This window comes from Chryseobacterium sp. POL2, assembly GCF_011058315.1.
In the GTDB taxonomy this organism is placed as follows: Bacteria; Bacteroidota; Bacteroidia; order Flavobacteriales; family Weeksellaceae; genus Soonwooa.
This window is the reverse complement of record NZ_CP049298.1, coordinates 400,794-413,617: the sequence shown is the minus strand read 5'-3', so window position 1 is coordinate 413,617 and position 12,824 is coordinate 400,794. Positions and strand designations below refer to the sequence as shown.

The following is a 12,824-nucleotide window of genomic DNA, read 5'->3' as shown; positions in this document are numbered from 1 at the left end:
ATTATTTATAATTTAACTTGTTATGATTAATATTTATTTACTTTTACCATTATCGTAATATTACGATGATAATTAATATAAAAAAAGTCTTAACAGCATTGTTGAATGTGAACATCTTGTTTGAAAAATGCAATCAAATCGTTTTGAACATCATTCCAAACTTTTTCATCAATACAATAGCAAACAGACTTTCCTTCGATAGTACCTTTAATAATTCCAAGTGTTTTGAGCTCCTTTAAATGCTGAGAAATCGTTGCTTGTGCCAAGCCTAATTCATCAACCAAATCATTGCAAATACACGCTTTCTGATTGATAATGTATTGTAAAATAGCAATACGTGCCGGATTTCCAAATACTTTGAACATGAGTGCTAATCTATTTTGTTCGTCTGTAAACATTTCTGATTTTGTAGTTCCCATAGATTAATTTCGTATCGCAATATTACGATATATTTGTTTGATGACAAAATAATTTAAGCTTTCAAGACAATGTTTCTTATGATAAAAAAATTAACATCTTAGGAAAATAATCTAAAAATTAAACATCATCAATATACTTAAAGACATCACTAAATTCTAAAAAAATTATACAAGGAAAATACATTCATTTCCCTTTCTTATTTAATTTAAAATAGTTAATTAACTTTTTTATTAACGTTCTTTTCACCAACTATAATCTATTTCATCAATAAAATAAATTTAGATAAAAATGAAATCCGAAACACAACAAAACAAGTTTATTTTTATCTTCCAAAAGCAAAATAGGTCGCTAAAGGATGTTTTTTATTTTTTAGCCAATAGGATAGCATTTCCATTCCCACTACCGAAAAAGTGATGCCATTCCCACCAAATCCTAAAACAAAATAGGCATTTTTATAATCCTTGTGAGTTCCAATATAAGGCAGTCCATCTTTGGTGGAACCAAAAGTTCCAGACCATGCGAAATCTTCCCTAAAAATAAAAGACGGAAAGTTTTTATGAAACTTTTTATTCAGAATTTTAGCTTTTTTGTTTAGTAGCTGATCTCTTAATTGAGGATTGTAAAAGTCTTCATCTTCGCCACCTATCAGCATTCGGTGATCGTCCGTCGTGCGCAAATACAAATACGGATTTGCAGTATTCCAGATAAGAAGATCTTGGTAAGCTTTGGTTAATTCTTCATCCACCTCGGAAATAATTGCATAAGTACTCAACAGATTCACAAATTTTTCTTTAATCAAATTGGTACTTTCATAGCCTGTACAAAAAACCACTTTCTTAGCAATGATATTTGCTCCCGTATTTAATTTTATATGAGTTTTTTTCTTTATTGATTGTATAGCAATCATTTCTGTTTTGTCATAAACTTCTAAACCTTTTTTAAGATTATAATCCAAAAGCTCATGCACCAGTTGAAAAGCATCCACACTTCCCCCCTGCTCGGAGAGAATTCCGCCGTGGGAAGTTGGTATTTTAAATCGTTTGTCGATTTCTTTCTCGTCTAACCACTTTACAGAAAAACCAGCTTTCTTTCGAGCTTCAAATTCTTTCTTAAGCCATTGTTTATCTTTTTTGAACGCCGCAAAATACAGAGATTTCTTCTTTCTAAAACCTGCTTTAGAATGAATTTCCTGACAAATATTTTGCAACAAATCGATCGATTCTGCGCAAGCTTTGTAGCAATTGACCGCCGATTTTCCGCCCATTATTTCCGAAAGTTGATACAGCGGAATATCAATTTCATATTGAAGCATAGATGTGGTAGCAGAAGAACTTCCGTGTGCAATTTCCCGTTTGTCAATCAATATTGTTTGATAACCATCTTTGATGCATTGGTGCGCCATAAGACTTCCTGTTATTCCACCTCCTATTATCAAAACATCACAAGATTTATCCTCGTGAAGTGAGGGATAAGAATGGATGATTCCATTTTTCACCAGCCAAAATGCTTCATTAGATTTTAAATCCATACCTGTTGTTTATATTAAAAATTTTGATTTAGAAAGAAAAAAAGTCCCATCAAAATTCGCGACAGGTCCTAAAAAATGATATTTTTATTAATCTTGCTTAGTCCACACCAGTTTGCTCACGTCGTAACCATGTTTTTTGGCAAATTCTAAATAGGCTTGTTTGGTGGTTTCTGGAAGATTTTTGCTTCGGGACAGCATCCAAATATAGTCGGTGCTTTCTCCAAACACTAAAGCCGATTGGTAATCTGGATCCAACATTACCACATTATATTCTGAGTAAAATGGTCCAAAAAAAGAGACTTTCAGAGCTGCGGATTTTTCAGAATCTGCAAATTTTGCTTTTCCCGTGGCTTCTTCCCATTTGTTTTTCACATAATTGTAACCTTTGTTGACGACTTTTATTTTGCCATCTTCTCGTTTAGAATAATTTGCGGTAACATTTTTGAGATCTTTTTCATATTTAAAATCCAGTCTTGCGATTTCGTACCATTGCCCCAAGTATTTTTCTGAATCAAAGTTTTGTACAACTTTCACTTTAGAACTCATTTTGTTATTGCTGGAACAAGCCAATAATCCATACATCAATCCAAATCCTACCAAAGCAGCAAGCGGATATTTAAGATTTTTTCGTTTCATAATATTCTGTATTTGAAGATTAGAAATTCATCTTAGAATTTTTAATTTTATCTTCTATATTCTTGATGATTTTGAGGTAAATATCGAAAACTAAGCCAAACATAAAGATTCAAGTGATAGCATTTACCTTAATTTTATTTAATTCACTTTAAACCGCCTATAATAAGTGTTTTCAGAAAAATAAAAGAATTTATCTATATTCTTGATATTATTTAAGGCATAATACTTGTTTTAATTCAAAAACATCATTGAGGAAACAATCAATTAATACACAATAAAAAATGGAAAACAATCTTACAAACAACCAAGCCCACATTAGCAAAACAGCGGTTATCACTGGAGCTTCTAGTGGTGTAGGCTTGGCTACAGCGCAACTATTTGCAAAAAAAGGCTACAATTTGATACTTGCCTCGCGAGGACTTCCTGCTTTAGAAAAAGCGGCTGAAGAATGTCGAAGGCTAGGTGCAAAAGTAATTGTTAAATCCACAGATATGTCCATTGCAAAAGAGGTTAAAACATTGGTACAAGTGGGACTAGATGAATTTGGGAAAATAGACATTTGGGTTAATAATGCTGGCGTTATGGCGAGTGGAAAATTTGAGGAAATTCCTTTAGAAATTAATGAGCAAGTCATCAAGACCAATCTTATGGGATATATGCTCGGGGCATATTATATTTTGCCCGTTTTTAAAGAACAAAAACAAGGTATTCTTATTAATAACGTTTCTATTGGTGGTTACATGCCAGCGCCTTACAGCTCGGTTTATTCCGCCACAAAATTCGGAATAAAAGGTTTGATGAGCGGTTTACAAAGTGAATACAGTAATGAAAAAAACATCCATATTTGTAATATTTATCCTCAAATTCAACAATCAACAGGAAATATGCATTCTGCGAAATATTCAGGTTTAGATTTTAAAATTCCACCTTTTGCTGCCGACCCCAAAGACACTGCAAAAGTCATTTATGAGCTGACAAAAAAGCCTCAAAATGATAAATTTCCAGGGCTTATGTCTTATGCTTTAAAAACTATTTATGGGCTTTTTCCGCACAGCATCAGCAATATTGCCACAACTGCTTTAAGAATGATGATGAAAAATGACCATTCCGAAGATACATCAGGAAATATCTTGCAGGCGTCGGGAGAACCCCATCAAATATATGGAGAAACTAGTTTTCCCGTTCCTTCAAAAACAAGCAACAATATTATTTCTGCAGGATTAGCAATTGGCATTGGTGTGTTGATTTGGAAAAGCATTAATCATAAAAACAACAAGCCGAAAAAAAGTCTCAAATATGCGCTATAAGAATTTATGGCATTAAAAAGAATATAGGTATCCATTATCTATATTAATAAAAAATTTGTTTTTATAAAACTGAAAAATATTGTAATCATAAATAAGACATAAAAGAGTCCAACTTCTGGAATCGTTTTTGATACTAAAAAACCAATAAATACAACAAAATCATGGATACAAAAAGAATTTCATCAAAACTAGAACAAGCCTTAAGCGCTCAAATGAATGTAGAAGATTTACAATCTCATGTCTATCTTAGCTACGGTATTTGGGCAACGGATAAAGGCTATAACGGCATTGGAAATTTCCTTTTTCGTCATGCCCAAGAAGAACGCAACCATGCCATAAAATTCATGGAATATATCCTAAACCGTGGTGGAAAGCCTAAAGTAGAAGCTTTGCCTGCGCCAGGAAATGATCCTAAAAATCTGGCAGACTGCTTCAATTTGGTTTTCAAACATGAAGTGGAGAATACAGAAAAAATCTACGCATTAGTCGATTTAGCTTTTGCAGAAAAAGACTGGGCCACATGGAATTTTCTGCAATGGTTTGTAAAAGAGCAAATTGAAGAAGAAAGTTTAGCAATGGACCTTATTGATAAGCTGAATATCGCTGGAGGTGACCAAGCGACGGACGAATCCTTGTTCACATTAGATCAAACTTTAGCTAAAATGCCTGACGAAGCCGAAATGGCAAGAAATGCAACGGCCGAAAATCCTTAATGTAATCATTATTTGCTGTAAAATACATTAAAGCATACCCGAAAATAATCTTAAAGAAATTCTAGATTGTGGAAGTTGCTGACCGCCAAAAGCTATTTGAAATAGTAACAATATTTTGCTAGAAAACTTGGATATAATACCTATGCTCAGATCTCGTCCAAAGGGTTCCAAAATAGATTTTTGAAATTTTTAACTCTGTTATTTTCCACGAGAATATCTTCCCCTTCTAGTATTTCTTTAAACCCAACAACTGATAGATGTCCACAACTTGCAACCACACGATGTGCAGGGACATCTTTGGGACAATTTCCCATTACTTTTCCAACCTGGCGCGCATGATTCGGAAAGCCCATCGCTTTTGCAATGCTTCCATAGGTGGTGACCCGACCTTTGGGAATTAGTTTTGTAATTTCATAAACCTGATTTTTGAAAAGCTCGTTCATTGGAATTAATATTTAATAAAGATAAAAATTATAAAGCTTATTTGGCCACCACTCTGCTACAAAATCACCTGTTATAATCTCTAACTCTTAACTCTTAATTCGTAACGTCTTTTCTAGCCCTGATTGAGCGGCGTGTCTGAGCTCGCTACAAAAAGTAAAGGCTTAGGATTTTGGCTTTGTAACAGCGAGTAGCGAAAGCAGGTTCCTGGCTTCTAAAATATTTAACACTGATAATCAATAAGTTAAATATAATATTTAAATTTATTTACTACTTTGTATTGCATAATACCAAACTAAATACATATCTTTGCTATGTAATATTACTTAAAGTGCGAAAAGTCTATTTGACTTTTAAGAGAATTTGATCTATTAAATACCAAAAAATAATGAATACAGAGAATACAAAAGCGCAAATGCGTAAAGGAATTCTGGAATTCTGTATTTTAAGTTTGATCCAAAGTCGCGAAATGTATGTTTCTGATCTTATGGACGAACTGAAAAAAGGAAAGTTGGACGTGGTGGAAGGTACACTCTACCCGCTTCTGACAAGACTAAAAAATGCTGAATTCCTTACTTATCGTTGGGAAGAATCCACAAGTGGTCCCCCACGAAAATATTATCAAATAACAGAAAAAGGAAGCCTATTCCTAAAGGAACTACAATCGACTTGGAATGAGCTGACAGAATCGGTTAATCAAATAACCAAAAACTCACAAATCTAAGAAACTATGAACAAGACATTATCAATAGCATTAGCAGGATTTTCCTTCATCATTGATGAGCATGCTTATATAAAACTTAGCGACTATCTTAGCGCTTTGCGTAGTTCTCTAGACGCAGAAGAGGCTGATGAAGTGATGCACGATATCGAGATCAGAATGGTTGAAATCTTTAAAGAAAGCCTCAGCAAAAGAGACGTTATCAACGATACAGATGTAGAAAAAGTAATTGCGCAAATCGGTACGCCAGAGCAAATCGATGAGCAAGAAGAAGCCTATTACTCAGAAAGTAGACAAAATACAAAAAGAACTTCTAAAGCATCTTTTGCCAACCGAAACAATGGACAAAGACAACTTTTCCGTGATCCAGGACAACAAAAGATTGCGGGTGTCTGTGCTGGTTTAGCAGAATATTTTGGACTAGATGTGACATGGATGCGTCTTATTTGGGTAGGTACTTTTATTCTACTTTGGGTAGCGCCAGGATCTTCGTTTTTAGTGGTTGTACTTTATGGTATTCTTTGGGCAGTGCTTCCAAAAGCAGAATCGGCTTCAGATTATTTAAAATTAAAGGGTAAAGCGCTTAATTTTGATAACTTGAAAGAAGAATCCAACAAGATTATTCAGTTTGCCAATGATTCTACACAACGAGTTGGAGAAATCTATAACTCGAACAAGCAAAATATCAACAACGCAGGAAGTAGCTTTTGGAACATGATGAAATATATCATCGGTATATTCGCTATCCTTTGTACAGCGGGCTGCTTTATAGGCATGTTTGCTATGTTTGCAGCGTTCAATTCTGGACAGTTTAATGTAGGAGACAATTTGTCGTTCTATCTACAGGAAAACAACTTGCATTATCTAATGCTGGCTTTGGCAGGAATACCAGTTCTGATGTGTGCAATTGGATTTTTATTGCTATCAATCAAAATCTTTGCACCAAAATCAAAATTTAACTACGTATGGCCATTCATGGGATTATTAGGAATTATTTGGTTAGCCGTAATCGGTATATTTTCTTACAGTGCCATTTCTGTAGAAAGTCAGTACGAAGGACATAATGAGGAAACAGAAAATATCTCTATCAACACAACATCTGATAGCATCTATGTGGGAAGCAAAAATGTAGCAATTCCACAACAATTCAAAAGCTATTGGGGACGCATCTACTCCGACAAAAAAAGCATCTACAAACAAGATTATCCAAGTCTTGAAGTTGTGAAAAGAGCAGATGTTAAAACACCTTACCTGATAATTAACAAAGACGGCGAAGGTTACAACAGCCCACTTAGGATGTCGGTTCCGGTAGAAGTGGTTGGGAACAAAATTTCACTTCCAAATTATTTTTCCTATCCTTACGACTATCGTTTCAGAAATTACAGAGTAGATTACGAATTGGTAATTCCGTCGCGCATGACTGTTATAAAAGAGCATGGTAACGGGGTAAGCTTCCGCGGCGATATTAATGACGATTCGGATGACACGACCGACAACATGGATTTTGATTATGACAACTATTCTAAAGGAATCAGCATCGAAAAGAATAGAATCAAAATCAATGGCAGTACTATAGAATATAACTCAAACGATGAAAATTTCATCAAAATAAATGGTAAAAAATACCCAATAGACAGCGCTGAGAATGTTTTGGATAGACTTAAAATCGATAGAAACGAGTTGAAAGATCTTGACATCAACATCAAAAATGGGAACAACGAAGTGAAAGTTAAAGCAAGCAAATAATTTTCATTAATCCATTCGAAACGCCCATTGTAATTAAATTTAAGACTTTTTTAACTTAGATAAAATTACCAGTCTGAAAATAATTATTAAATTTGCTAAACATTAAAAACAATTATCATGATCCAGATCGTCATCGAGTTTGCTATCACAATTGTAGATTTTATATCAAACTTATTCTAAAACATTAGAATCAATAAGACATTCCGTGGATTTTAGCTTTTAGAATATACGGAAATAAAATAAATATTCCAATCAAAAATTAAAGCTAAATTTGTGTAGCTTTGTAAAGTATAGCCATTATGGTTATACTTTTTTTTATCATAAATAAAGACTTATGAAAAAACTTATTGGTAGTTTGATGCTTAAAATAATGGGATGGAAAATCCATCTTGATGGAGATGTCAATAACCTCGATCGTTGTATTTTAGTTGTGGCACCGCACACCCATAATCTTGAATATATTTTAGGAAACTTCGCCTATTGGAAATTACAAAAACCCCTGAAGGTCATCATAAAAGACGCCCATACAAAAGCTTGGTATGGCTTTGTAGTAAAAGCTTTAGGAGGTATTGGTATCGACCGCACTCAAAAAAATAATTTGGTGCAATTCGTTGCTGATTTGTTCAAAAAAGAAAGTTTCAGTTTGGTTATCACCCCAGAAGGTACACGATCTCGCGTGGAAAAATGGCGCAAAGGTTTTTACCATATGGCATTGGAAGCCAAAGTGCCTATTGTTATTGCAACAGGAGATTTCGCAACCAACACCATGTATTTGGGTTATAAAATAAGTTATGAAGATTTGGTAAATCGCCCTTACGAAGACGTGATGGAAGAAATCCAAAACTATTTGAAAAAAATCACCCCAAGAGTTCCAGAAAATTGGAATCCTCAAATTTATTAATCAGAGATTTAGAAATGGATCAAGCAACGAAAGAAGCTAAACTAAAGCACCTTAACGATTGGTGCAAGCATACAATATTAGAAGTTTTAGAAATTACTTTTACAGATATTACCGAAGACAGCCTAACGGCAACAATGCCTGTAACCTGGAAGGTACATCAACCGATGGGACTTATGCATGGCGGCGCAAGTTGTGTATTGGCCGAAAGCCTTGGCTCTACCCTTTCCGTAACCGCTTTGGATACAGAAAAATATTATTGTGTAGGGACTAATATCAACAGCAATCACCTGAAAAGCGCTACCAAAGGCATCGTAACTGGTACAGCGAGATTCGTCAGAAAAGGCGCAACTTTGCACTATTCTGAAATCGAAATCCGTAATGAAAAAGGCGACCTACTCAACCATACAACAATGACAAACATCGTCATTCGCAAATAGTCATGTTATATTTCCGATTTCCAGATAGTGAAACTTTTTTTACCACAGACGATGATTCTTCTGCGGTAAACATAAGTTTTATAAGTTTTGATCGTAAAAAAGAATTGGACTTCAAAGGTAATCTCATTCCAATTTCTAGCGAACAAATTGCTCAAGAAGAATACATTCCGAAATCTAAAAAAGAACGTATCGAGCTTTATAAAGATACCGAGGATTCTTATTCTCGAAAAGTCCAACAAGCTATCGACTACATTACGACCAATCAGCTGCGTAAGCTGGTTATTTCTCGTGGAAAAATTTTGATGTACACCGATATTTCGCATGATAAAAAGTTATCTCTGGGAAAAAGTTTTCTTCAGTTTTCCAAAAATTACCCCAATGCTTTTTGTTATCTTTTTGAGAAAGATGGACAATGTTGGATGGGCGGGTTTTCGGAAGTTTTAGGAAAATACAATAAGAAAACCAATGCTTTTGAAACCATGAGCCTCGCAGGAACTATGCCTGTGGACGAAGCCTGGACCGAAAAAGAAATTGAAGAACAAAAACCTGTTACAGAATATGTACAATCTGTTCTGAAACGCTTTGCAGTTGACATTAGCATATCAAAAGTTCAGGATCATATTTCGGGAAATATCAAACATTTAAGGACTGACTTCAAAGCCACCGTTTATCCGCAAGATCTAGAAAACTTAATTAAAGAACTTCATCCCACGCCTGCTGTATGTGGCTTCCCAAAAGATGTTTGCATGCAAGGCATTAAGATTATTGAGTTTAATAGCCGCGAGTTTTATTCAGGTTTTATAAAAGTGGAAACCGAAGAAGAAATCTATTATTTCGTAAATCTTCGTTGTGCAGAATTTTTCAAAAGTTATGCAATTCTGTATGTTGGCGGCGGTATTACAGAAAAAAGTGATCCCCAAAAAGAATGGACAGAAACCGAATTAAAATCTTTAGCCATACAACATAATCTCGTTTTCGAATAGATGTCTTTATTTCCAGAATTTATTAATCCTACAAAGAATATTCTGCCTTTTGATGGTTGTGTTCTATATTATGGAAAAATATTTTCAACAGAAGAAACTTTAGAATTTTATTCGAAATTATTAAATGATATTTCGTGGCAACATGATGAAGCTTTAATCTTCGGAAAACTCATCACGACCAAACGTAAAGTCGCTTGGTACGGCGATGACACCTCTCCCTATACTTATTCTAAAAGGACAAAAGTTGCGAAACAATGGACGCCCGAGCTTTTAGAAATTAAAAAAAATATCGAAAAAATCAGTCAAGAAAGTTTTAATTCTTGTTTATTAAATCTTTATCATGACGGCGCCGAAGGCATGGCTTGGCACAGCGATGCCGAACGCGAAATGAAAAAAAATGCTGCCATTGCTTCGGTAAGTTTTGGGGCAGAACGCAAATTTTCTTTTAAGCATAAAACTTCTGGCGAAACAGTTTCCTTGACTTTAGAATCTGGAAGTCTTTTAATCATGAAAGATGAGACACAGCAACATTGGCTACATCGCCTTCCGCCTTCCAAAAAAATTGCAACGCCACGCATTAACTTAACTTTCCGAACTTATGTTAGCGAATCTTTAACAGCAAAAAATCAGGAAATAAAATAAAAATCCGCTATTTTTGTAACTTTAACAATAGAATGATAAACAAAATTTTGACTTTTCCGTTGGTTGTTTTGATCAAGTTTTATCAACTTGCGATTTCGCCTTGGTTGGGGAAAAATTGTCGTTATGAGCCAACCTGCTCCCACTACACCGTTGAGGCTTTGCAAGTGCACGGTCTTTTTAAAGGAAGTTGGTTAGCTATAAAACGAATCATGAGTTGTCATCCTTGGGGCGGCGAAGGCTACGATCCTGTTCCGCCAAAACACAAACATTAAATTAAATCTAAATGCAACAGAAATTTTTAAGCTTTTATTTAACCATCTTAGTTGGACTTTTCCAAATCTTCTCAGCACAAAATCCAGATTTTGAAACGAGTGCTGCAGAACTTAACATCCAGGGAAAGAACATTCCTGTCGAAGTTTTCGCAACAGTTAACGGTAACAAATTCAGTCAGTTTTCTTTTGAAGCACCTGCAAAAAATACTTTGGTTATTGTTAACAAAGACAATATCGAACCTGTCAGCACAGATTACGAAAACTTTATTCTTTCAACAATTCAGAATTATAAATCAAAAAATTATCAGTTTTTAGATAAGGATTTGAAATTATTGGCAGATCCGACAACCATTACAGATGTACAAACGATAAAATATTTCTATCACGCCAACAATGCTGAGGACACGATAAAACCTACAGATTATGTAAAATTAAATTCAACATACAACATTTGGGATCCCAACACAGGTATCCATCTAGGACCATTTACCTTACATTATTATAGTTTGATGTTTGTGTTTGCATTTGGATTTGGATATATTTTAATGAAAAAAATCTTCAAAATCGATAATGTTGACGAGAAGTTTTTGGACCCATTATTCACGTGGACACTTGTAGGGACAATTCTTGGTGCAAGATTAGGACATGTTATTTTCTATCAGCCAGAACTTTTTAAAGAAGATTTTCTAAGTGTTTTCTTACCAATTTCTACAAAAGGCGGACTACATTTCACAGGATTTTCGGGACTTGCAAGTCATGGCGCAACCATTGCTTTGATTTTCACGACTTTGTATTACAGCTTCAAAATCATTAAAAAGAATCCGTTTTGGGTATATGACCGTCTAGGCATTGTTGTTGCTTTGGGTGGTGCTTTTGTGAGAATGGGGAACTTTTTCAACTCCGAAATTATCGGAAAACCAGTTGATCCCACTTCGCCATTCGCTATTTTGTTCCCACAACAAAGCTCAGAATATGGCGTAACAATTCCGCGTTATCCAACGCAATTATTTGAAGCAATTGGTTATGTTTTACTATTTGTCTTGTTATGGTTTTTGTACAGAAAAACAGACAAAAAATACCAGCAAGGTTGGCTATTTGGATTATTCTTCATCATACTTTGGGCGATAAGATTCTTTGTTGAATTTTTAAAAGAACCACAAGGCGACGAGTTTATCCAGTTTGCAGGACTTAACACGGGACAAATATTAAGTATTCCTTTTATGCTAGCTGGATTTGTCATCATGATTTATTCTAAAAATTGGAAACTTGAGAAATAAATTTGTCGAAGTATTATTTTGATAAATCTAAAAAAAGACTAGGCTTTTCGGCTTAGTCTTTTTTATATAGTTGTTGAAAAATTAGTTACACGAAATAAGGTGAAACGCTCAACATTAAAAATTAAATAATGTATTAAAATTCTTTTTCTACTTTCCAAAATGAAATTTCTGGCGGCCGCGCAAGAAAGTTTCTAGAATCTAGAATAAACTTTTACAGATGACTGGTTTGCAAATGTTTGGAATTGTAATACGCTGCATCATTCCACTCTTCGTAAAGCAAAATATTGCTTTTATCTTTTGAATCTATATGAAGTTTAATCTTCACAAAATGGGGTTCTTTCTTTACACTTTCTATGAGATCCGATAAAGCAGAAAGCGTTTCTTTTTCTTTTGATGGCTGCGTTTTATATTTCACCAAAACAACAATATTTTTCGAATGCTCGATTTCGTTCTTATCGCTTGAGCTACAACTTAAAAAAAATAAAGCAGAGAGCATAAGAACTGATTTTATAAATAATCTGTTATTAGTTTCCATGTTTTCAAGTTTTTATTTTACTAATCAAATGTACAGACAATTTTCATGGCTTGTACAGATTGGTATTTTGAAATAAACATCTTGAATTTTACAAGTATTTTACAGATAATTTCAATACTAATTCTTAAAATATTTAGAAAAAAGAAATAAAAAAAAGCCCAATAAACAGGGCTTTTTGTGACCGCAGAAGGATTCGAACCCTCACCGTCGGAGCCGAAATCCGAAGTTCTATCCATTAAACTATGCAGCCTTTAATTGTTGTGCA

Annotated in this window: 15 protein-coding genes and 1 tRNA gene; 10 read left to right on the top strand and 6 right to left on the bottom strand. The window is 34.3% G+C overall.

The genetic code is table 11. The annotated features are described in order from the left end of the window. Positions 1 to 89: 89 nt before the first annotated feature. From G6R40_RS01840 to G6R40_RS01830, 3 genes are all read right to left on the bottom strand, one after another. Complete coding sequence (locus G6R40_RS01840) at positions 90 to 419, bottom strand: ArsR/SmtB family transcription factor (protein ID WP_165131014.1); 330 nt, start codon at positions 417 to 419, stop codon at positions 90 to 92. A gap of 323 nt (positions 420 to 742) precedes the next feature. After that, a complete protein-coding gene (locus G6R40_RS01835; protein ID WP_165131012.1) occupies positions 743 to 1,948 on the bottom strand; it encodes an NAD(P)/FAD-dependent oxidoreductase in 1,206 nt (401 codons plus the stop codon). An 87-nt stretch (positions 1,949 to 2,035) separates the two neighbouring features. After that, positions 2,036 to 2,584, bottom strand: coding sequence for a lipocalin family protein (locus G6R40_RS01830; RefSeq protein WP_165131010.1), 549 nt, complete (start codon positions 2,582 to 2,584; stop codon positions 2,036 to 2,038). Positions 2,585 to 2,865: 281 nt separating this feature from the next. On the opposite strand from G6R40_RS01830, the gene G6R40_RS01825 reads away from it, so the two are divergent. Further along, the gene (locus G6R40_RS01825) at positions 2,866 to 3,891 is read left to right on the top strand and encodes an SDR family NAD(P)-dependent oxidoreductase (protein ID WP_165131008.1); all 1,026 of its coding nucleotides are present in this window, start codon (positions 2,866 to 2,868) and stop codon (positions 3,889 to 3,891) included. 161 nt (positions 3,892 to 4,052) lie between these two features. Next, the gene (locus tag G6R40_RS01820) at positions 4,053 to 4,604 is read left to right on the top strand and encodes a ferritin (RefSeq protein WP_165131006.1); all 552 of its coding nucleotides are present in this window, start codon (positions 4,053 to 4,055) and stop codon (positions 4,602 to 4,604) included. 146 nt (positions 4,605 to 4,750) lie between these two features. On the opposite strand, the gene G6R40_RS01815 is transcribed toward G6R40_RS01820, so the two are convergent. Then, the gene (locus tag G6R40_RS01815) at positions 4,751 to 5,047 is read right to left on the bottom strand and encodes an MGMT family protein (RefSeq protein ID WP_165131004.1); all 297 of its coding nucleotides are present in this window, start codon (positions 5,045 to 5,047) and stop codon (positions 4,751 to 4,753) included. Between the two features lie 386 nt (positions 5,048 to 5,433). Here G6R40_RS01815 and G6R40_RS01810 point away from each other — a divergent pair, with 386 nt between their 5' ends. The 8 genes from G6R40_RS01810 to lgt all read left to right on the top strand — a co-directional run bounded on the left by G6R40_RS01810 (position 5,434) and on the right by lgt (position 12,024). Continuing rightward, complete coding sequence (locus tag G6R40_RS01810; protein ID WP_165131002.1) at positions 5,434 to 5,769, top strand: PadR family transcriptional regulator; 336 nt, start codon at positions 5,434 to 5,436, stop codon at positions 5,767 to 5,769. A gap of 6 nt (positions 5,770 to 5,775) precedes the next feature. Continuing rightward, positions 5,776 to 7,512: a PspC domain-containing protein gene (locus G6R40_RS01805; RefSeq protein WP_165131000.1), complete on the top strand. Its 1,737-nt coding sequence runs from the start codon at positions 5,776 to 5,778 to the stop codon at positions 7,510 to 7,512. A gap of 334 nt (positions 7,513 to 7,846) precedes the next feature. Next, a complete protein-coding gene (locus G6R40_RS01800; RefSeq protein ID WP_165130998.1) occupies positions 7,847 to 8,413 on the top strand; it encodes a 1-acyl-sn-glycerol-3-phosphate acyltransferase in 567 nt (188 codons plus the stop codon). 14 nt (positions 8,414 to 8,427) lie between these two features. Then, on the top strand, positions 8,428 to 8,850 hold the full coding sequence (locus G6R40_RS01795; protein WP_165130996.1) for a PaaI family thioesterase: 423 nt from the start codon (positions 8,428 to 8,430) through the stop codon (positions 8,848 to 8,850). Between the two features lie 2 nt (positions 8,851 to 8,852). Beyond that, a complete protein-coding gene (locus G6R40_RS15040) occupies positions 8,853 to 9,833 on the top strand; it encodes a chorismate-binding protein (RefSeq protein WP_185670498.1) in 981 nt (326 codons plus the stop codon). Then, positions 9,834 to 10,475: an alpha-ketoglutarate-dependent dioxygenase AlkB family protein gene (locus G6R40_RS15035; protein WP_185670497.1), complete on the top strand. Its 642-nt coding sequence runs from the start codon at positions 9,834 to 9,836 to the stop codon at positions 10,473 to 10,475. 32 nt (positions 10,476 to 10,507) lie between these two features. Beyond that, positions 10,508 to 10,747: a membrane protein insertion efficiency factor YidD gene (gene yidD, locus G6R40_RS01785; RefSeq protein ID WP_165130994.1), complete on the top strand. Its 240-nt coding sequence runs from the start codon at positions 10,508 to 10,510 to the stop codon at positions 10,745 to 10,747. Positions 10,748 to 11,196: 449 nt separating this feature from the next. Next, on the top strand, positions 11,197 to 12,024 hold the full coding sequence (gene lgt / locus G6R40_RS01780; protein ID WP_165137470.1) for a prolipoprotein diacylglyceryl transferase: 828 nt from the start codon (positions 11,197 to 11,199) through the stop codon (positions 12,022 to 12,024). A 211-nt stretch (positions 12,025 to 12,235) separates the two neighbouring features. Here the strand turns inward: lgt and G6R40_RS01775 are convergent, their stop codons facing one another. Both G6R40_RS01775 and G6R40_RS01770 read right to left on the bottom strand, forming a co-directional pair. Next, complete coding sequence (locus G6R40_RS01775) at positions 12,236 to 12,559, bottom strand: putative quinol monooxygenase (RefSeq protein ID WP_165130992.1); 324 nt, start codon at positions 12,557 to 12,559, stop codon at positions 12,236 to 12,238. Between the two features lie 178 nt (positions 12,560 to 12,737). Next, positions 12,738 to 12,809, bottom strand: a tRNA-Arg gene (locus G6R40_RS01770). Between the last annotated feature and the right edge of the window lie 15 nt (positions 12,810 to 12,824).

Excerpts from the sequence above, each read along its gene's own strand:
- G6R40_RS01840 (WP_165131014.1), bottom strand. The coding sequence starts at position 419 with ATGGGAACTACAAAATCAGAAATGTTTACAGACGAACAAAATAGATTA.
- G6R40_RS01835 (WP_165131012.1), bottom strand. The coding sequence starts at position 1,948 with ATGGATTTAAAATCTAATGAAGCATTTTGGCTGGTGAAAAATGGAATC.
- G6R40_RS01830 (WP_165131010.1), bottom strand. The coding sequence starts at position 2,584 with ATGAAACGAAAAAATCTTAAATATCCGCTTGCTGCTTTGGTAGGATTT.
- G6R40_RS01825 (WP_165131008.1), top strand. The coding sequence starts at position 2,866 with ATGGAAAACAATCTTACAAACAACCAAGCCCACATTAGCAAAACAGCG.
- G6R40_RS01820 (WP_165131006.1), top strand. The coding sequence starts at position 4,053 with ATGGATACAAAAAGAATTTCATCAAAACTAGAACAAGCCTTAAGCGCT.
- G6R40_RS01815 (WP_165131004.1), bottom strand. The coding sequence starts at position 5,047 with ATGAACGAGCTTTTCAAAAATCAGGTTTATGAAATTACAAAACTAATT.
- G6R40_RS01810 (WP_165131002.1), top strand. The coding sequence starts at position 5,434 with ATGAATACAGAGAATACAAAAGCGCAAATGCGTAAAGGAATTCTGGAA.
- G6R40_RS01805 (WP_165131000.1), top strand. The coding sequence starts at position 5,776 with ATGAACAAGACATTATCAATAGCATTAGCAGGATTTTCCTTCATCATT.
- G6R40_RS01800 (WP_165130998.1), top strand. The coding sequence starts at position 7,847 with ATGAAAAAACTTATTGGTAGTTTGATGCTTAAAATAATGGGATGGAAA.
- G6R40_RS01795 (WP_165130996.1), top strand. The coding sequence starts at position 8,428 with ATGGATCAAGCAACGAAAGAAGCTAAACTAAAGCACCTTAACGATTGG.
- G6R40_RS15040 (WP_185670498.1), top strand. The coding sequence starts at position 8,853 with ATGTTATATTTCCGATTTCCAGATAGTGAAACTTTTTTTACCACAGAC.
- G6R40_RS15035 (WP_185670497.1), top strand. The coding sequence starts at position 9,834 with ATGTCTTTATTTCCAGAATTTATTAATCCTACAAAGAATATTCTGCCT.
- yidD (WP_165130994.1), top strand. The coding sequence starts at position 10,508 with ATGATAAACAAAATTTTGACTTTTCCGTTGGTTGTTTTGATCAAGTTT.
- G6R40_RS01775 (WP_165130992.1), bottom strand. The coding sequence starts at position 12,559 with ATGGAAACTAATAACAGATTATTTATAAAATCAGTTCTTATGCTCTCT.